The sequence below is a fragment of the Bacillus sp. FSL W8-0519 genome (genome assembly GCF_038005585.1).
In the GTDB taxonomy this organism is placed as follows: Bacteria; Bacillota; Bacilli; order Bacillales; family Bacillaceae_G; genus Bacillus_A; species Bacillus_A paranthracis.
In genome coordinates this window covers 5,309,629-5,328,723 of record NZ_JBBOTL010000001.1, presented here as the reverse complement: position 1 = coordinate 5,328,723, position 19,095 = coordinate 5,309,629, and the positions used below count along the sequence as shown (strand labels likewise).

21 protein-coding genes are annotated in these 19,095 nt (G+C 36.3%); 20 read left to right on the top strand and 1 reads right to left on the bottom strand.

Annotated elements, in window-relative coordinates; translation table 11 throughout:
- The first annotated feature begins 565 nt into the window (after positions 1-565).
- The 10 genes from rpmH to spo0J all read left to right on the top strand — a co-directional run bounded on the left by rpmH (position 566) and on the right by spo0J (position 9,610).
- Positions 566-700, top strand: a complete 135-nt coding sequence (gene rpmH / locus NST14_RS27925) for a 50S ribosomal protein L34 (protein WP_000831901.1) — start codon at positions 566-568, stop codon at positions 698-700.
- A 76-nt stretch (positions 701-776) separates the two neighbouring features.
- Positions 777-1,124, top strand: a complete 348-nt coding sequence (gene rnpA, locus NST14_RS27920; RefSeq protein WP_000726630.1) for a ribonuclease P protein component — start codon at positions 777-779, stop codon at positions 1,122-1,124.
- Between the two features lie 52 nt (positions 1,125-1,176).
- A complete protein-coding gene (spoIIIJ, locus tag NST14_RS27915; RefSeq protein ID WP_000727751.1) occupies positions 1,177-1,944 on the top strand; it encodes a YidC family membrane integrase SpoIIIJ in 768 nt (255 codons plus the stop codon).
- Positions 1,941-2,558, top strand: coding sequence for an RNA-binding cell elongation regulator Jag/EloR (gene jag, locus NST14_RS27910; protein ID WP_000022804.1), 618 nt, complete (start codon positions 1,941-1,943; stop codon positions 2,556-2,558). Before spoIIIJ ends, jag begins: the two co-directional genes overlap by 4 nt.
- Before the next feature lie 226 nt (positions 2,559-2,784).
- A complete protein-coding gene (mnmE, locus tag NST14_RS27905; RefSeq protein WP_229143714.1) occupies positions 2,785-4,161 on the top strand; it encodes a tRNA uridine-5-carboxymethylaminomethyl(34) synthesis GTPase MnmE in 1,377 nt (458 codons plus the stop codon).
- A 46-nt stretch (positions 4,162-4,207) separates the two neighbouring features.
- A complete protein-coding gene (mnmG, locus tag NST14_RS27900; RefSeq protein WP_000541033.1) occupies positions 4,208-6,097 on the top strand; it encodes a tRNA uridine-5-carboxymethylaminomethyl(34) synthesis enzyme MnmG in 1,890 nt (629 codons plus the stop codon).
- A 21-nt stretch (positions 6,098-6,118) separates the two neighbouring features.
- Positions 6,119-6,838 (top strand): 16S rRNA (guanine(527)-N(7))-methyltransferase RsmG, encoded by a 720-nt coding sequence (gene rsmG / locus NST14_RS27895; protein ID WP_001019621.1) that lies wholly within the window; start codon positions 6,119-6,121, stop codon positions 6,836-6,838.
- Positions 6,839-6,942: 104 nt separating this feature from the next.
- A complete protein-coding gene (noc, locus tag NST14_RS27890) occupies positions 6,943-7,815 on the top strand; it encodes a nucleoid occlusion protein (protein ID WP_000799029.1) in 873 nt (290 codons plus the stop codon).
- 189 nt (positions 7,816-8,004) lie between these two features.
- Positions 8,005-8,766: a sporulation initiation inhibitor protein Soj gene (soj, locus tag NST14_RS27885; protein ID WP_000516114.1), complete on the top strand. Its 762-nt coding sequence runs from the start codon at positions 8,005-8,007 to the stop codon at positions 8,764-8,766.
- The gene (gene spo0J, locus NST14_RS27880) at positions 8,759-9,610 is read left to right on the top strand and encodes a stage 0 sporulation protein Spo0J (protein WP_001051838.1); all 852 of its coding nucleotides are present in this window, start codon (positions 8,759-8,761) and stop codon (positions 9,608-9,610) included. The genes soj and spo0J overlap by 8 nt, the downstream gene beginning before the upstream one ends.
- A gap of 20 nt (positions 9,611-9,630) precedes the next feature.
- Here spo0J and yyaC read toward each other — a convergent pair whose 3' ends face one another.
- Positions 9,631-10,227, bottom strand: coding sequence for a spore protease YyaC (gene yyaC / locus NST14_RS27875; RefSeq protein WP_001020729.1), 597 nt, complete (start codon positions 10,225-10,227; stop codon positions 9,631-9,633).
- Positions 10,228-10,486: 259 nt separating this feature from the next.
- On the opposite strand from yyaC, the gene NST14_RS27870 reads away from it, so the two are divergent.
- The 10 genes from NST14_RS27870 to dnaB all read left to right on the top strand — a co-directional run bounded on the left by NST14_RS27870 (position 10,487) and on the right by dnaB (position 19,002).
- Positions 10,487-11,368, top strand: a complete 882-nt coding sequence (locus NST14_RS27870; RefSeq protein ID WP_000382911.1) for a mechanosensitive ion channel family protein — start codon at positions 10,487-10,489, stop codon at positions 11,366-11,368.
- A 20-nt stretch (positions 11,369-11,388) separates the two neighbouring features.
- Positions 11,389-11,586, top strand: a complete 198-nt coding sequence (locus tag NST14_RS27865; RefSeq protein ID WP_000436051.1) for a DUF951 domain-containing protein — start codon at positions 11,389-11,391, stop codon at positions 11,584-11,586.
- Positions 11,587-11,701: 115 nt separating this feature from the next.
- Complete coding sequence (gene ychF, locus NST14_RS27860; protein ID WP_000524669.1) at positions 11,702-12,802, top strand: redox-regulated ATPase YchF; 1,101 nt, start codon at positions 11,702-11,704, stop codon at positions 12,800-12,802.
- A 191-nt stretch (positions 12,803-12,993) separates the two neighbouring features.
- Positions 12,994-13,284, top strand: coding sequence for a 30S ribosomal protein S6 (rpsF, locus tag NST14_RS27855; protein ID WP_001233779.1), 291 nt, complete (start codon positions 12,994-12,996; stop codon positions 13,282-13,284).
- 26 nt (positions 13,285-13,310) lie between these two features.
- Positions 13,311-13,823, top strand: a complete 513-nt coding sequence (gene ssb / locus NST14_RS27850; protein WP_033682562.1) for a single-stranded DNA-binding protein — start codon at positions 13,311-13,313, stop codon at positions 13,821-13,823.
- Positions 13,824-13,868: 45 nt separating this feature from the next.
- Positions 13,869-14,102: a 30S ribosomal protein S18 gene (gene rpsR / locus NST14_RS27845; protein ID WP_000918873.1), complete on the top strand. Its 234-nt coding sequence runs from the start codon at positions 13,869-13,871 to the stop codon at positions 14,100-14,102.
- Positions 14,103-14,182: 80 nt separating this feature from the next.
- A complete protein-coding gene (locus NST14_RS27840; protein ID WP_229143715.1) occupies positions 14,183-15,118 on the top strand; it encodes a YybS family protein in 936 nt (311 codons plus the stop codon).
- A 78-nt stretch (positions 15,119-15,196) separates the two neighbouring features.
- Complete coding sequence (locus NST14_RS27835) at positions 15,197-17,170, top strand: DHH family phosphoesterase (RefSeq protein ID WP_001113897.1); 1,974 nt, start codon at positions 15,197-15,199, stop codon at positions 17,168-17,170.
- The gene (rplI, locus tag NST14_RS27830) at positions 17,167-17,613 is read left to right on the top strand and encodes a 50S ribosomal protein L9 (protein ID WP_000864231.1); all 447 of its coding nucleotides are present in this window, start codon (positions 17,167-17,169) and stop codon (positions 17,611-17,613) included. Before NST14_RS27835 ends, rplI begins: the two co-directional genes overlap by 4 nt.
- Before the next feature lie 27 nt (positions 17,614-17,640).
- Positions 17,641-19,002, top strand: coding sequence for a replicative DNA helicase (gene dnaB / locus NST14_RS27825; protein WP_001286244.1), 1,362 nt, complete (start codon positions 17,641-17,643; stop codon positions 19,000-19,002).
- Positions 19,003-19,095 lie beyond the last annotated feature (93 nt).

The window sequence follows — 19,095 nt, the reverse complement described above, 5'->3', positions numbered from 1 at the left end:
AGGTGTCCCTCCTTTACTAAGATGGTAAAAGAATAAGGTTGCGCAACAAATGTACAACCTAAATAAATATAAAATGTATATTTATACGAAACGTATTTTAAAACCTAAAAACGTCGTTTGTATATGAGATAGGGTTTTCGACAAAAAAAGCAAATGTGGATAATCATTTACCCACATGTGATTAAAACTGTCCACATGTTATACACAAATTGTGGATAAGATAATGATGTGGAAAACTTATTCAAAGTGAAAACACAACTATAATATCAAAAAAAAGTAGCTATAGCAATGAAATTAAGAAAGTTATCCACAAAATCAATACCTTGTGGAATAAACTTGTCCACAACACGATATACTGTGTAAAAGTACGAAAAGAGTTTGTGGATATAAAAAACAGAAAAAAACATTTATCCACAAGGAAATATAGCGTCTGTGAAAAAGTATGTGAATAGGTTCAAAATGAATATTTGATGAAAATTTCTAGAACCATTGACATTTTCCTAGTTGATTAACTATAATTTATAAGACTGTCTTTAACAGATATTCCTCAGGGAGGTGTCATATAATGAAAAGAACTTACCAACCAAATAAACGTAAGCGCAGCAAAGTACATGGTTTCCGCAGCCGTATGAGCACAGCGAACGGACGTAAAGTGCTAGCAGCTCGTCGTCGTAAAGGAAGAAAAGTATTATCTGCGTAGACCACTGATCGTTCAGTGGTCTTTTTTTCTAATAATAGTGAATTTCCGCTGATGAACTACAGGAGTGTCAATTGATATGAAGAAAAAACATCGTATAAAAAAGAATGATGAATTCCAGACGGTTTTTCAAAAAGGAAAATCGACTGCGAATCGTCAATTTGTTGTGTATCAACTAGATAAAGAAGAGCAGCCAAACTTTCGTATTGGCCTTTCTGTCAGCAAGAAAATAGGAAATGCAGTAGTGCGTAACCGAATTAAACGTATGATTCGCCAGTCGATCACAGAATTAAAAGATGAGATAGATTCTGGAAAAGATTTTGTTATAATAGCAAGGAAGCCTTGTGCAGAGATGACATATGAAGAAGTAAAGAAAAGCTTAATTCATGTCTTTAAACGCTCTGGTATGAAAAGAATAAAAAAGTAGCGTAAGGAAATGAATTACACTATATACATACCGATACAAGGAGGAGTAGGCTTTGAAAAAGAAATTAGGTTTACTAGCCATGGTTGTTGTATTAATGGCGATTACTGCTGGCTGTAGTGAAGTAAATCAGCCAATTACACCAAAAAGCACTGGAATTTGGAATGAATACTTCGTATACCCGCTTTCTCAGTTAATTACGTATTTTGCCAACTTATTTGGTAGTAATTACGGTTTAGCGATTGTTGTTACAACTCTTATCATTCGTTTTGCATTATTACCATTAATGATTAAACAAACGAAGAGTACGAAAGCAATGCAAGCGTTACAACCAGAAATGGTGAAGTTAAAAGAGAAATATAGCTCTAAAGATCAAGCAACGCAGCAAAAACTACAACAAGAAATGATGCAGTTGTATCAAAAAAATGGTGTAAATCCATTAGCAGGATGTTTACCAATCTTTGTTCAGATGCCTATTTTATTCGCGTTTTACCATGCGATTATGAGAACATCAGAAATTAGTAAGCATACATTCTTATGGTTCGACTTAGGACAAGCAGATCCGTTCTATATCTTACCGGTTGTTGCGGCAATTACGACATTTATTCAGCAAAAACTTGCAATGGCAGGAACTGCTGGTCAAAATCCGCAAATGGCAATGATGATTTGGTTAATGCCAATCATGATTTTAATCTTTGCAATTAACTTCCCAGCTGCATTATCACTTTACTGGGTTGTTGGTAATATCTTTGGTATCGCTCAAATGTACTTGATCAAAGGGCCGGAAATTAAGGCTAGTAAGGCAGGAGGATCAAGCAAGTGAGTATAATTACTGCTAAAGGACAAACAGTCGAGCTGGCAGTACAGGATGCTTTAAGACAATTAAATGTTTCAAAAGACCGAGTAGATATAAATATTATCGATGAGGGTAAGAGAGGGTTCTTAGGTTTATTTGGGAACCGACCTGCAGTAGTAGAAGTTGTATTGAAGAAAGATCCAATTCAAGAATGTGAAGAATATTTAAAAAATGTTATTCACGATATGGGTGTGGAAGCTGAGATTAGTAAAATTGTAAAAGGACGCGAAGTTGAATTTACAATTTACGGCGAAAATGTGGGTGTTTTGATTGGAAAAAGAGGGAATACCTTGAATTCTTTACAGTATTTAACAAAACTTGTGGCGAATCGTAATACGAAGCAGTACATTGGTATCACATTAGATGCTGAAAATTATCGTAGTAAAAGAAAAGCTACGCTAGAAGCACTTTCTTATCGATTAGCCAAACAAGTAGTAAGTACGAAAAAAAGAGTTGTATTGGAGCCTATGCCATCTTTTGAACGAAAGATTATCCACCAAGCATTATCTAATCATCAAAATATCATTACAACTTCTGAAGGAAAAGAACCACATCGACATGTTGTAATATCTTCCAAGTGACCGGTTACTCAATTGAGTGCCGGTTTTTTTGAGGGAAAAATAGGTGTGGATAACTAAAAAACACTAAACTTATCCACTGTGAATAAGTTTAGTGTTTTTTACATGAGGACATAATAAAATGAGTTATTATTCTTTTGTAGATAGGTTCGTTATGGTATTCTAATAATTTAGTGAAGAAAATAATCATGTTGAAATAGAGATAAATAAGCAAGTGAGGTGAAAGGACATGGAATTTGATACAATTGCCGCGATTTCCACAGCGCTTGGAGAGGGTGCAATTGCCATTGTTCGAGTAAGTGGGGATGATGCGGTTGAAAAGGTTAATCGTATTTTTAAAGGGAAGGATTTAACAGGGGTTCCTTCTCACACAATTCATTATGGTCATATTGTTGATTTAGATACAAATCAGGTTATTGAAGAAGTAATGGTGTCTATTATGCGTGCACCGAGGACTTTTACACGTGAAAATATAGTAGAAATTAACTGTCACGGTGGGCTTGTTTCGGTAAATAAAGTATTGCAGCTTATTTTAGCGCAAGGAGTACGATTAGCGGAGCCTGGTGAATTTACAAAACGTGCTTTTTTAAATGGTCGTATTGATTTATCACAAGCAGAAGCTGTTATGGACTTAATCCGTGCAAAAACAGATCGAGCAATGAACGTAGCGATTAATCAAATGGAAGGACGATTATCTAAATTAATCGGCCGTCTGCGTCAGGATATATTAGAAACGTTAGCTCATGTTGAGGTAAACATAGATTACCCGGAATATGATGATGTGGAAGAAATGACACATAATATTTTAATTGAGAAAGCTACACATGTTCGTGCTGAAATTGCAAAAATATTAGAAACATCAAAGCAAGGAAAGATTTTACGTGAAGGTATTGCTACTGCAATCATTGGTAGACCTAATGTTGGGAAATCATCGCTATTAAATAGTCTCGTTCAGGAGAAAAAGGCAATTGTAACTGATATTGCAGGAACAACTCGTGATGTTATTGAAGAGTACGTTAATGTGCGTGGTGTACCACTTAAACTTATAGATACGGCCGGAATTCGTGAAACAGAAGATGTTGTTGAACGAATTGGTGTAGAGCGTTCAAAAGAAATGATGAGTCAAGCTGATTTAGTGTTAGTTGTCGTTAATTATAGCGAAGCTTTAACGAATGAGGATGAAGATCTATTCCGTGCCGTACAAGGAAAAGATTTCATTGTTATTGTAAATAAGACAGATTTACCGCAAGCAATTGATATGGAACGTGTTATAGAATTAGCAGCGGGGAATCGTGTTATTACAACGTCGTTAATTGAGGAACAGGGAATAGATGAGCTTGAAACGGCAATCGCTGATTTATTCTTTGAAGGAACAATTGATTCTGCAGATGTAACATATGTTTCTAACGCGAGACATATTGGATTATTAACACAAGCAGGAAAAACAATTGGAGATGCAATTGAGGCGATAGAAAATGGTGTTCCAATTGATATGGTGCAGATTGATTTAACAAGAACGTGGGAAATACTTGGTGAAATTACTGGTGACACCGTTCATGAGAGCTTAATTGACCAGTTGTTCTCTCAATTTTGTTTAGGAAAATAATATAGTGATGTTTCAGAAAGATAGAGATTATTAGGAGGAATAAACAATGGGATACAATGCCGGTTCATACGATGTCATAGTAATCGGTGCAGGTCATGCAGGATGTGAAGCTGGTCTTGCGGCAGCACGAATGGGCTCCAAAACATTAATGTTAACAATTAACTTAGATATGGTAGCGTTTATGCCATGTAACCCTTCTGTTGGTGGACCAGCAAAAGGGATTGTTGTTCGTGAAATTGATGCATTAGGCGGAGAAATGGGACGCAACATTGATAAAACGCATATTCAAATGCGTATGTTAAATACAGGTAAAGGGCCAGCTGTACGTGCACTTCGAGCACAAGCAGATAAGTTCTCTTACCAGCATGAATTAAAGAAAACAATTGAAGAAACACCAAACTTAACGTTGTTCCAAGGAATGGTAGAGCGTTTGATCGTTGAAGATGGCGAATGTAAAGGGGTAATTACGCAAGCTGGTGCTGAATATACAGCAAAAACAGTCGTAATTACGACTGGTACGTTTTTACGTGGTGAGATTATTATGGGAGATTTAAAATATTCGAGTGGTCCAAATAATCAACAACCATCTATTACTTTATCGGAACATTTAGAGGAGCTTGGATTTGATCTTGTTAGATTTAAAACAGGTACACCTCCGCGCGTAAATAGTAATACGATTGATTACAGTAAAACAGAAATTCAGCCAGGTGACGATAAGCCACGCGCTTTCTCTTTTGAAACGACAAAGTTTATTATGGATCAAATTCCATGTTGGTTAACGTATACAAGTACGGAAACACATCGTTTAATAGATGAAAACCTACATCGCTCAGCTATGTATTCTGGTATGATTAAGGGAACAGGTCCTAGATATTGTCCTTCAATTGAAGACAAAGTAGTAAGGTTTAATGATAAACCACGTCATCAAATTTTCTTAGAGCCAGAGGGACGTAACACACAAGAAGTGTACGTACAAGGTTTATCCACAAGCTTACCAGAAGACGTACAGCGTGATATGCTTAGAACAATCCCTGGTCTAGAAAATGTTGAAATGATGCGTACAGGTTATGCAATTGAATATGATGCAATTGTGCCAACGCAACTATGGCCAACACTTGAAACGAAAAAAATTAAAAATTTATATACAGCAGGACAAATTAACGGAACCTCTGGTTACGAAGAGGCAGCAGGACAAGGGCTTATGGCCGGAATTAATGCAGCATGTCGTTCTTTAGGTAAAAAAGAAGTTATTTTAGGTCGTGAGGATGCTTATATTGGTGTCTTAATTGATGATCTTGTAACGAAAGGGACGAATGAACCATATCGTTTATTAACGTCTCGTGCAGAGTATCGTCTATTATTACGCCATGATAATGCGGATCTTCGTTTAACTGAAATTGGTCATGAAATTGGATTAATTAAAGAAGAACGCTATGAGCGATTTACAAATAAAAAATTACAAATTGAACAGGAAAAGGAACGTTTAAGTAGCATTATTATTAAACCACGTCCTGAAGTTCAAGAATTAATTCGCAATATTGGTGGAAGTGAATTGAAAGATGGAATACGTGCAAGTGACTTATTACGTCGTCCAGAGATGACATATGAGCATATCCATCTTTTAGTACCAAGTGAAGTAGAATTAAGTGATGAAGTTACAGAACAAGTTGAAATTCAGATTAAGTACGAAGGATATATCGAAAAATCTTTACAGCAAGTAGAGCGTATGAAGAAGATGGAAAGTAAAAAAATTCCTGTCGATATTGATTATGATGCGATTTCTAGCCTTGCATCAGAAGCTAGACAGAAATTGAAAGATGTTCGTCCACTTTCAGTGGGGCAGGCTTCACGTATATCGGGCGTAAATCCAGCAGACATTTCCATTTTACTTGTGTATATTGAACAAGGAAAAATTGCGCGAGTATCGAACCAATAAATAGTAAGGAGATATTGTTAGATGAACATAGAACAATTTCAATCTATGCTAGAAGAGAAGGGTATCACCCTCTCTTCTAGACAGTTAGAGCAGTTCGAAATCTACTTCGAAACATTAGTAGAATGGAATGAAAAAATGAATTTAACGGCTATTACGGAAAAAGAGGAAGTATATTTAAAACACTTTTTTGATTCCATTACAGCTGCTTTTTATTACGATTTTTCTAAACCATTCTCAATTTGTGATGTTGGCGCGGGAGCTGGATTCCCAAGTATTCCTTTAAAAATCTGTTTCCCGCATTTAAAAGTGACGATTGTAGACTCATTACAAAAACGTATTAATTTCTTAAATCATTTAGCACAAAAGTTGGAATTGAGTGACGTCGCGTTTTGTCATGATCGTGCTGAAACATTTGGAAAAAAAGAAGGTGTACGTGAAGCGTACGACATTGTAATGGCACGTGCAGTCGCACGTCTTTCAGTATTAAGTGAGCTGTGTTTACCACTTGTAAAAGTTGGGGGAACATTCATTGCAATGAAAGGTGCTGCAGCAAACGAAGAAATTGAAAATGGCAAGTATGCTTTAGAGGTGCTAGGCGGGGATTTAAAAGAAATGTCTACGTTCCAATTACCGTTTGAAGAAAGTGAACGTAATATTTTATTAATCGAGAAAAAGCGCAAGACACCAAAGAAATATCCACGCAAACCGGGAACACCCAATAAATTACCTATTGAAAAATAAATCTTATTAGACGTAAGATTAAATTATATAAATGAAAACGTAAATGTTTCATAGGAAACATTTTATGGAGAATAGTCAATAGGCCTAAAGGTGGTGGAATATGTATGAAAAATACGTTTTCTCGTTTATTTGGCTTTGGAGATAAAGAGAGCGAATTCGAATTACAAGACGAAAGCCATGAAGAAATAGATAAAAAGGTATATGAAGAAATACAAGAAATTCCGATAGTAAATATTACCCCTAACCGTTATCAACCACGAACAGTTTTTGATGACGCGCGTATTGAGGAACTAGCATTAACGATTCGTACACACGGACTTATTCAGCCAATTGTTGTGAGGCAATATGAGGATGAGAAGTACGAGATTATTGCTGGAGAAAGGCGTTTCCGTGCAGCAACAAAGTTAGGGTGGGAAAAGGTTCCTGCAATTATAAAAAACTTAAATGATACAGAAACAGCTTCTGTGGCTTTAATTGAAAACTTGCAACGTGAGGAACTAACAGCAATCGAGGAAGCTGTGGCATATCAAAAGCTAATTGAGTTACATAATTTAACGCAAGAAGCATTGGCACAAAGACTCGGAAAAGGACAATCCACAATCGCAAATAAGTTGCGATTGTTAAAGTTGCCTGAAGAAATAAAAAATGCGTTATTAGAAAAAAGTATTACAGAACGCCATGCCCGTGCGCTCATCCCTTTAAAGAATGAGGAATTACAACTGAAGGTTTTACAGGAAATTGTGGAGAAACAACTGAATGTAAAGCAAACAGAGGAACGAATTGCGAAATTACTAGAGGAAGCAAAACCGAAGCGTAAGGCAAAGCAAAAAGCAGTAAGTCGAGATACGAGAATTGCCATGAATACAATTAGGCAGTCATTACAAATGGTTGCTGACAGTGGTTTAAATGTTAATTCTGAGGAAGAAGAGTTTGACGAGTACTATCAAATTACAATTCAAATTCCGAAGAAAAAATAATAATGGTGTGTTAGAGACCTGATCCTATTGGATAGGTCTCTTTTACTATATTTTCTTGTTAGATGAAGAAGGAGTTTACAAATAAATTTTGAAGTTTAATAAGGACGTAAAAGAAAAACTTTTATTTCATGTTACAATAAACGTAATTGTTACTAGAATAAGATAGAAAGGTTGAAAGTAGGTGACATCATGGGAAAAATCATTGCTATAGCCAATCAAAAGGGTGGCGTTGGAAAAACAACAACATCTGTTAATTTAGGGGCTGGATTGGCACAAGTAGGTAAAAAGGTCCTTCTTGTAGATATTGATGCTCAAGGAAATGCAACGACGGGTGTGGGAATTGAAAAATCCGAATTAGATCAATGTATTTACAATGTTCTTGTGGAAGATGCAGATGTTCAAGGGGTTATACAGAAAACCGCAACTGAAAACTTAGATGTTCTACCCGCTACAATTCAATTAGCAGGTGCTGAAATTGAATTGGTACCGACTATTTCCCGGGAAGTACGTTTGCAAAGGGCATTACAGCCAGTTCGAGATGAATATGATTATATTATTATCGACTGTCCCCCGTCCTTAGGGTTATTAACGATTAATGCATTAACTGCAGCAGATTCTGTTATTATTCCTGTTCAATGCGAATATTACGCACTAGAAGGGTTAAGTCAGCTATTAAATACAGTTCGACTTGTGCAAAAGCACTTAAATAAAAATCTAGCAATTCAAGGCGTATTGCTAACAATGTTAGATGCCCGTACAAATTTAGGGATTCAGGTTATAGATGAAGTGAAAAAATACTTTAGAGATAAAGTATACCGTTCGATTATCCCTCGTAATGTTCGTTTGAGTGAAGCACCAAGTCATGGGAAACCAATTATGCAGTATGACGCTAAATCAAGAGGGGCAGAAGTATATATAGATTTAGCAGAGGAAGTGATTGCAGGTGGCTAAAGGATTAGGAAGAGGAATCAATGTGTTTTTTCCTGATTTAGATGTGAAAGAAGAAGAGACAATTCAGGAGATTACGATAACTGAATTAAGACCGAATCCATATCAACCACGTAAACACTTTAATAAAGAGGCGATTCAGGAATTATCGGCCTCTATTAAAGAGCACGGCATATTACAACCATTAATTGCTAGAAAGAGTATTAAAGGATATGAAATTGTTGCAGGTGAAAGAAGATATCGTGCTGCTAAAGAAGCGGGACTCGAAAAAGTACCTGCCGTTGTAAGACAATTAAATGAGCAGCAAATGATGGAGTTTGCATTGCTTGAAAACTTACAACGAGAAGATTTAAATCCAATGGAAGAAGCAATGGCATATCAAATGTTAATGAATGAGCTAAATGTGACGCAAGAACAATTAGCAAAACGTCTTGGTAAGAGTAGACCTTACATTGCAAACTATACGCGATTATTAAGCCTCCCTTCTTTTGTGCAAGATATGATTGCAAACGGTCAACTTTCAATGGCTCATGGGAGAACTTTACTTACGATAAAAGATGAAGAGCAGTTGAAATCTTTACTGAAACGAATTGAAAAAGAAGGATTAAATGTTCGTCAATTAGAGAAAATTGTTCAGGAGATTAATCAACGCGTTTCACGTGAAACAAAACAAGTAAAAAAAGAGAGAAACATATTTTTCGTAGAACGCGAAACGTTCTTAAGGGAAAAGTTTGGCACAGAGGTAAAAATTAAAGAAACAAAAAAGGAAAAAGGTAAAATCGAAATTGAATTTTTCAATAAAGAAGATTTAAATCGTATTTTAGAATTATTAGCGCAGCAAAACTAAAAAGCAAACCATCTTATTATTTATAGATGGTTTGCTTTTTTTAATACAGATAATTTTTGGTCTGTTTCTTTTATGCTTTGTGCAATTACATCAGCCATTTTCATAACTAAACTTAATCTTGTATTTTGCAGGACGAAAAACTCCATAAAACCATTTAGATTTACGATGCCATGAATATGTAAATCACCAACTGCTGGTAATTTCTTGTTCATCGCAGCTCCGGGTTTACTAGGCCCCATTCCGGTAGTGATGGAACCGATACTTTGAGATTTTCCTAAACAAGCATCAACCGCAATGATAAATGAAGTAGGATTATCTTTCTGTATATTCTGAATTTTTTCTTCTAAATTTAGCGCATGTACTGGTTCATCTAGTGTGCCGAAAACTTGGAAGTTTGTAATTCCTACTTGTTCTAGTTTCGTACCGACTAACGGACCGAGTGCATCTCCTGTGGAACGATCTGTTCCGATACAAACGAGAATGATTGGTATATGAGTTTTAATAGGGATATGGGAAAGTAAGAAGTTACTAATTGTCTCGGAGGCTTCTAAATCTTGGTGCATAACATTTTGAGTTTCTTTTTCGAAAAAAGGTAAGCGAAAACTTCCAATATTCATGAAGCACCCATCCTTTTAATAAATTTTCAAAATATGTTATATGGTGAGTAAAATGGAAAACTATAAGTGCGTACTTGCTGTAAAACTTAAGTGAGAACGGAAATAATAGTACTAGTATATATATATTCGTTCCATTTTATACCTGCATGGCGGTTAACAAATGGAATTAAAGACATAAAATTTTTTCAGCAATTAGGAGACTTCTGATACAATAAGAAGGATAACTAAAAAGAAATTTTGGCTGGAGAGGTAGAGGTACATGGATGTATTAACGAAGTGGTTTAATGCTACGAAACAGTATTTATTAGATGCTGATCGTTGGGCTCATATTGGAATTGCGACATTAAAAATATGTATCATTTTAACAATTGGTGCAATTGTAGTGCGAATTGCAAGAGCGGTTGTACGAAATGCGTTTCGTATGGGAAGTCGTTCTCCAATTCAAATTTCAGAACGTCGTACAGTTACAGTAGCGAAGTTACTTGAAAATATTGTGGCATACGTTGTTATGTTCATTATGTTAATTGCGATTTTAGGTGTGTTTAATATTAATGCATCAGGTTTATTAGCCGGTGCTGGGGTAATTGGTTTAGCAGTCGGATTTGGTGCTCAAAGTTTAGTGAAAGATGTTATTACAGGGTTATTTATCTTGTTAGAAGATCAATTTTCAGTTGGTGACTATGTGAAAATTGGTCAGTTTGAAGGTGTCGTTTTAGAAATTGGACTTCGTACAACGAAAGTGAAAAGTTGGACAGGTGAAATTCATACTTTACCAAACGGAAGTATTGTTCAGGTTACCAACTATTCAGTTAGTAATAGTGTAGCATTTGTTGACGTATCTATTTCGTATGAGGCTGATATAGCAAAAGCAGAGCAAGTCATTGAAGAATTATTAGAAGAATTACCTGCACAATATGAGCAAATGGTAACAACGCCTCAGTTATTAGGCGTGCAAACATTAGCTGCATCAGAAGTTATATTACGTGTTATTGCAGAAGTAGAGCCGATGCAACATGCAGTTATTGCAAGGGCACTTCGTAAAGAAATTAAAAATCGTCTAGATTTACATGGTATTGAAATTCCATATCCACGTATGGTTTTATATAATCGTGAAGAGTTAGTGAGTGGAAAAGCAATTTAATATGGAGAGGGGTTTGGAGAATGGAGCAAAAGCAGTATAACTTGTACGATGTTGTGGAAATGAAGAAAGCCCACCCATGTGGGGAGAATCGTTGGAAGATTATTCGTATGGGAATGGATATCCGCATTAAGTGCGAGGGATGTGACCATTCAGTAATGATTCCTCGAAGAGAGTTTGATCGTAAGGTGAAAAAAATACTTGTGAAGCACGAAGAATAGAGAGAAAGTAACAGTTACAGTGGGTAGCTGTTACTTTTTTTCGTTTGGAGGAAACTTGTCATTTTTTTCGTTACTATCTATAATGATGAAAGATTGAGACATAGGAGTGAAAAATATGGGATTAACGGCTGGGATTGTTGGATTACCTAACGTAGGAAAGTCCACTTTATTTAATGCAATTACACAAGCAGGAGCAGAATCTGCAAACTATCCATTCTGTACAATTGATCCAAACGTAGGAATTGTAGAAGTACCAGATGAGCGTTTAAATAAATTAACGGAATTAGTAGAACCGAAAAAAACTGTTCCGACTGTATTTGAGTTTACTGATATTGCAGGTATCGTAAAAGGTGCGAGTAAAGGTGAAGGTTTAGGAAATAAATTCTTATCTCACATTCGCCAAGTAGATGCAATTTGCCAAGTTGTTCGTTGTTTTGAAGACGAAAATATTACGCATGTTTCAGGTAAAGTAGACCCAATTGATGATATTGAAACAATCAACTTAGAGCTAATCTTAGCAGACTTAGAATCTGTTGATAAACGTATCGAACGTGTTGCGAAATTAGCAAGACAAAAGGATAAAGAAGCAGTATATGAGCATGAAATTTTAGTACGTTTAAAAGAAGCTTTTGAAGAGGGTAAACCAGCTCGTACTGTTGAATTTACAGAAGAGCAAATGAAGATTGTTAAAGGTCTTCATTTACTGACAACGAAAGAAATGTTATACGTAGCAAACGTAAGCGAGGACGATGTTATCGATCCTTCTGAAAACAAATACGTACAAATGGTAAAAGAATTTGCTGCAAATGAAAATTCTCAAGTAATCGTTGTATGTGCAAAAATCGAATCAGAAATTGCTGAGCTAGACGAGGAAGAGAAAAAAGTCTTCCTTGAAGAACTGGGCATTGAGGAATCTGGTTTAGATCAATTAATTCGTGCTGCATATGATTTATTAGGACTTGCTACTTACTTCACAGCAGGTGTGCAAGAAGTACGTGCATGGACGTTCAAACAAGGTATGAAAGCACCACAATGTGCCGGCGTAATTCATACAGACTTTGAGCGTGGATTTATTCGTGCAGAAACAGTTTCTTACGAAGACTTAATGACAAACGGTTCTATGACAGCTGCAAAAGAAGCTGGTAAAGTTCGTTTAGAAGGAAAAGAGTATATCGTAAAAGACGGAGACGTTATGCATTTCCGTTTCAACGTTTAATTTAATATTTCCTAGGAAAAATAAAGATATGAACTTGGCAAATATATTATGTGTTTGCCAAGTTTTTTATGTATGGGTGAGTTGATTCATCTAACTTACTATGATATAATCTAAACTCGTGAGTAATTACTATAAATTAATTGCTCCTTGCCCATTACGGGCCGTTTAGACCAAAAGGAGGTGAAAGTGTAATGAGAAAGTACGAAATTATGTACATCATTCGTCCTGGCGTTGAAGAAGAAGCTCAAAAAGCTTTAGTTGAACGTTTTGCAGGTGTTTTAACAAACAATGGTGCAGAAATCATTAACACGAAAGAGTGGGGTAAGCGTCGTTTAGCTTACGAAATCAACGACTTACGTGAAGGTTTCTACATGATCTTAAACGTAAATGCTAACGCAGAAGCGATTAACGAATTCGATCGTTTAGCTAAGATCAACGAAGATATCCTTCGTCATATCGTTGTTAAAGAAGAAGAAAAATAATTGATATATAAGGGAGAGTGGTTCGATTGATGAATCGTGTTATCCTCGTTGGTCGTTTAACTAAGGACCCTGACTTACGTTACACGCCCAATGGTGTTGCAGTAGCTACTTTTACGTTAGCTGTGAATCGCGCATTTGCGAATCAACAAGGTGAGCGTGAAGCTGACTTTATTAATTGTGTAATATGGCGTAAACAAGCAGAAAACGTAGCAAATTATTTGAAAAAAGGTAGCTTAGCAGGCGTAGATGGGCGTCTTCAAACTCGTAATTACGAGGGACAAGATGGTAAACGTGTATATGTAACAGAAGTTCTTGCGGAAAGCGTACAATTTTTAGAGCCGCGTAATGGCGGTGGGGAGCAACGTGGTTCATTTAATCAGCAACCATCAGGAGCTGGTTTCGGTAACCAAAGCTCTAACCCATTTGGTCAATCTAGTAATTCAGGTAACCAAGGAAACTCTGGATTTACGAAGAATGACGATCCATTTTCAAATGTAGGTCAACCGATCGACATTTCCGACGACGATTTACCGTTCTAATACAGTAAATTTGTTAGTTTTAACAAAGAATGGAGGGAAATAGACATGGCAGGACGCAAAGGTGGACGTGCGAAACGTCGTAAGGTGTGTTTCTTCACAGCTAACGGCATCACTCGCATCGATTATAAAGATGTTGATTTATTAAAACGTTTCGTTTCTGAGCGTGGTAAAATTTTACCTCGTCGTGTAACAGGAACAAGCGCAAAATACCAACGCAAACTTACAGTTGCAATTAAACGTGCTCGTCAAATGGCACTTTTACCATATGTTGGTGAATAATAGCGTATGAAATGCACAGTAGAGTCGGACTCTACTGTGCATTTTGCTATGCTTTTCTTTTTTGAAAGAGAGGTTAGATGATGAGGAATACGAAATTTATTACTGAAGGTGCGGCGTTGTTAGCAATATATGCAATGTTATTGCTTATATCTATGTATGTTCCAATTTTAGGCACATTTGTAACGTTTGCGTTGCCGTTGCCATTTATATTGCTAACGATAAGATATAAAATATCTAATGCTTTTGTAATTTTTACGGCAGCGCTTTTTATTACTGTTATTGTTAGTCAACCGATGAACCTAGTAAAGACAACTATGTTTGGATTAATAGGTATCGTTTTAGGACATATGTATAAAAAACAAAAGAAGCCAGTAGAAATTTTGATGGCAGGGACGCTTGCTTACTTAATTGGTATTATGCTCATTTATGTTGCGAGTATAAAGTTTTTTAACATAGATTTAATGAAGCAAATGCAAAATATGTTTAATGAAAGTATGGCGCAAAGCGAAAAGATAGTTACAGCTGCGGGCATGCCTATTAGTAAAGAGCAAAAAGAGCTATTTGCACAATTTAATGATGTGTTACAAACGTTATTCCCAAGTTTACTTGTCATGGTCTCAGTATGTTTTTCTTGGATTACAGTTATGATATCAGGTAGTGTTTTGAGAAAGTTAAAACACGATGTCATACCTTGGCCTAAATTTAAGGATATACAATTACCAAAGAGTATTGTTTGGTATTACGTTGTATTTATTTTGCTATCAACTTTTATAAAAGTAGAACCGACATCATATTTACATATGGTATTTTCTAACCTATATGTCATATTTGCTTTACTACTCGTGCTGCAAGGTTTGACGTTTATCGCTTTTCTGGCGCATAGCAAAGGTTTTACGAAAGGGGTTCCTATTATTAGTTTTATCGCCTGCATGTTTATCCCGATGCTGTTTCCTCTTGTGACAATCTTAGGTATAATTGATTTAGGGATTTCATTGCGTTCTAAAATAGGAGGATAAAATAATATTCCTTATACTATTTTAATCTGTATTACTAACTGGAAGATAAGTTAGTTTTACTTTATAGGAGTTGTATACATGCCTGAATTTTATAAGAAACAGTGGTTTTTATATCCTGTTTACGTATTGGCATTTTTTGTGTTTGTGCTCATTTCAATCCTCTGTTATTTTCATTTACTAATGGGGATAGTCTCCTTCTTTATTTTTTGTATCGTCCTTTTTGTTGTTGTACGATTTGAACTTACTTTCCAAAAGAATTTTGAAAAACATACGACAGATATGATTACAAGGGTAAAGAAAGTGAGTAATGAGGCATTTAACCAGATGCCGATTGGTATTTTGTTATACAATAAGGATTATGGGATTGATTGGGCAAATCCTTATTTATCTTCATGTCTGGGGCAGCATGCATTAGCTGGATGGCACCTTTATGATGTATCAGAAACGTTACTTCTTTTTATTAAGGGAGAAACATCCGATGATATAGTCTCTTTAAATAATCGAAAGTTTCGTGTCTTTGTAAGGAAAGAAGAAAAGTTAATTTATTTCTTTGATGTAACAGAACAAACAGAGATTGAAAAGATGTACGAGGATCAACGTACTGTTTTAGCTGTCATTTATTTAGATAATTATGATGAAGTTACACAAGGATTAGATGATCAATTACGTACGAATATAACAAGTCTTGTGACATCCCGTCTAAATGAATGGGCCGTTAAGTATGGGGCATATTTAAAACGTGCATCTTCGGAAAGATTCTTCGTTGTACTAAATGAAAGTATTTTAGCGCAGATGGAGAAAGGGAAATTTAGTATTCTAGACCAAGTACGTGAAGAAACATCCAAAAGGAATATACCACTTACATTAAGTGTAGGTGTTGGATCAGGTGATTTACCTTTATCCGAGCTTGGGGCGATGGCTCAATCAGGTCTAGACCTTGCGCTTGGGCGTGGTGGAGATCAAGTAGCTATTAAACAAGCGACAGGTAAAGTTAAGTTTTATGGTGGTAAGACAAATCCGGTGGAAAAACGTACTCGTGTACGTGCCAGAGTGATTTCGCATGCATTAAAGGATTTAGTATTAGAAAGTAGCAATGTCATTATAATGGGGCATAGGGCTCCTGATATGGACGCAATTGGTGCTGCGATTGGTATTTTAAAGGTAGCGCAATTAAATGAGCGCAAAGGATATATTGTGCTCGATGAAAATGATTCTGATAAGGGAATTAAGCGTTTAATGGATAAAGTGAAACAAAATGAAGAGTTATGGTCTCACTTTATTACACCAGAACAAGCGATGGAATTTGCAAATGATGATTCATTACTTGTTGTTGTTGATACGCATAAGCCTTCAATGGTGATGGAAGAAAAGCTGTTACGCAAAATTGAAAATGTAGTTGTTATTGACCATCATCGCCGAGGAGAAGATTTTATTGAAGATCCATTGCTTGTTTACATGGAGCCATACGCTTCTTCCACGGCGGAACTTGTTACGGAATTACTTGAATACCAACCGAAAAATTTAAAAATGACAATGTTAGAAGCAACAGCATTATTAGCAGGTATTATTGTTGATACGAAAAGCTTTACATTCCGGACAGGTGCTCGTACGTTTGATGCTGCTTCTTATTTACGCTCACACGGTGCAGATACTGTACTTGTACAAGAGCTTTTAAAAGAAGATATGGATCAGTATTTACGGGTTGCAAAAGCTATTAAAAATGCGTACATTTATAAAAATGGAATTGCGATTGCAAAAGTTGATAGCGATGATTACTACGATCAAGTGCTTATTGCGCAATCAGCGGACACATTATTAACAATGACAGGAATTATTGCATCATTTGTTATTGCAAAACGTGGCGAGAATTTCATTGGAATTAGCGGCAGGTCTTTAGGTGAAGTGAATGTGCAGCTAATTATGGAAAACTTAGGTGGTGGCGGGCATTTAACGAATGCAGCCACACAAATGAAAAATGTTACAGTAGATGAAGCTGAGGAGAAGCTTCGATTTGTTATTGATGACTATTTACAGGGAGGCACACAATCATGAAAGTAATTTTTCTAAAAGACGTAAAAGGTAAAGGGAAAAAAGGGGAAGTAAAAAACGTACCAGATGGTTATGCAAATAACTTCTTACTAAAACAAGGATTAGCTGCTGAAGCGACGAATAGCAGTATGAAAACTTTAGAAGCTCAAAAGCGCAAAGAAGAAAAAGATGCAGCAGCAGAGCTTGAAAATGCAAAACAATTAAAAGAAACGTTAGAGAAATTAACTGTAGAATTAAAGGCTAAATCTGGAGAAGGTGGCCGTCTATTCGGTTCAATCACAAGTAAACAAATCGTAGATGCAATGCAAAAATCTCACAATATTAAACTTGATAAGCGTAAATTTGAAATGGATGATGCAATTCGTGCATTAGGCTATACAAACGTTACTGTGAAATTGCATCCGCAAGTAACAGCAACAGTAAAAGTTCATGTTAGTGAACAATAAAACTAAGTTAAGCAAGGAGGATTGCGTATGAGTGATGTAATGGCTGATCGTACCCCTCCGCATAATATAGAAGCTGAGCAGGCAGTCTTAGGTGCTATATTGATTGATCAGGATGCGTTAACATCGGCATCGGAACTATTAGTACCTGACTCATTTTATCGAACGAAACATCAAAAGATTTTTGAAGTCATGCTTGGTTTATCTGATAAGGGGGAGCCAATTGACTTAGTAATGATGACGTCAGCAATGGCTGATCAAGGATTACTAGAAGAAGTTGGTGGGGTTTCTTACTTAGCAGAATTAGCAGAAGTTGTTCCGACTGCTGCTAACGTAGAGTATTATGCAAGAATCATCGCTGAAAAAGCACTGTTACGTCGTTTAATTCGAACGGCGACTCATATTGTGTCTGATGGATATGAGAGAGAAGATGATGTGGATGGTCTTTTAAATGAGGCTGAGAAAAAAATATTAGAAGTATCTCATCAGACGAATGCGAAAGCATTCCAAAATATTAAAGACGTTCTTGTAGATGCTTACGATAAAATCGAACTTTTGCATAATCAAAAAGGTGAAGTGACCGGGATACCGACTGGATTTACTGAATTAGATAAGATGACGGCAGGGTTCCAGCGAAATGATTTAATCATCGTAGCGGCACGTCCGTCGGTAGGTAAAACGGCATTTTCATTAAATATCGCACAAAACGTAGCGACGAAAACGGATGAAAATGTAGCGATTTTTAGTCTAGAGATGGGTGCTGATCAGCTTGTTATGCGTATGCTTTGTGCAGAAGGGAATATTGATGCACAAAGACTTCGTACCGGATCGTTAACTTCTGATGATTGGGCGAAATTAACGATGGCAATGGGTAGCCTTTCTAATGCTGGTATTTATATTGATGATACGCCGGGGATTAAAGTAAATGAGATTCGAGCAAAATGTCGTAGATTAAAACAAGAACAGGGTCTTGGTATGATCTTGATTGACTACTTACAGCTTATTCAAGGAAGTGGGAAATCAGGAGAGAACCGTCAGCAGGAAGTATCTGAGATTTCTCGTACACTAAAAGGGATTGCGCGTGAATTACAAGTTCCTGTTATTGCCTTGTCACAGTTATCTCGTGGTGTAGAATCTCGTCAAGATAAACGTCCGATGATGTCTGATATTCGTGAATCGGGAAGTATCGAGCAGGATGCCGATATCGTAGCCTTCCTATATCGTGAAGATTACTATGATCGAGAAACGGAAAATAAAAATACGATTGAAATTATTATTGCAAAGCAGCGTAATGGTCCAGTAGGCTCAGTAGAGCTCGCATTCGTTAAAGAGTTCAATAAGTTCGTTAACTTAGAACGTCGTTTCGAAGATGGACATGCGCCGCCGGCATAACGATAGTATAAAAAAGAAACGCATTTCTTATAATAAGATGTGTTTCTTTTTTTTTATAGAAAAGATAAGGCTTTCATAGTGTGAAAATATAAT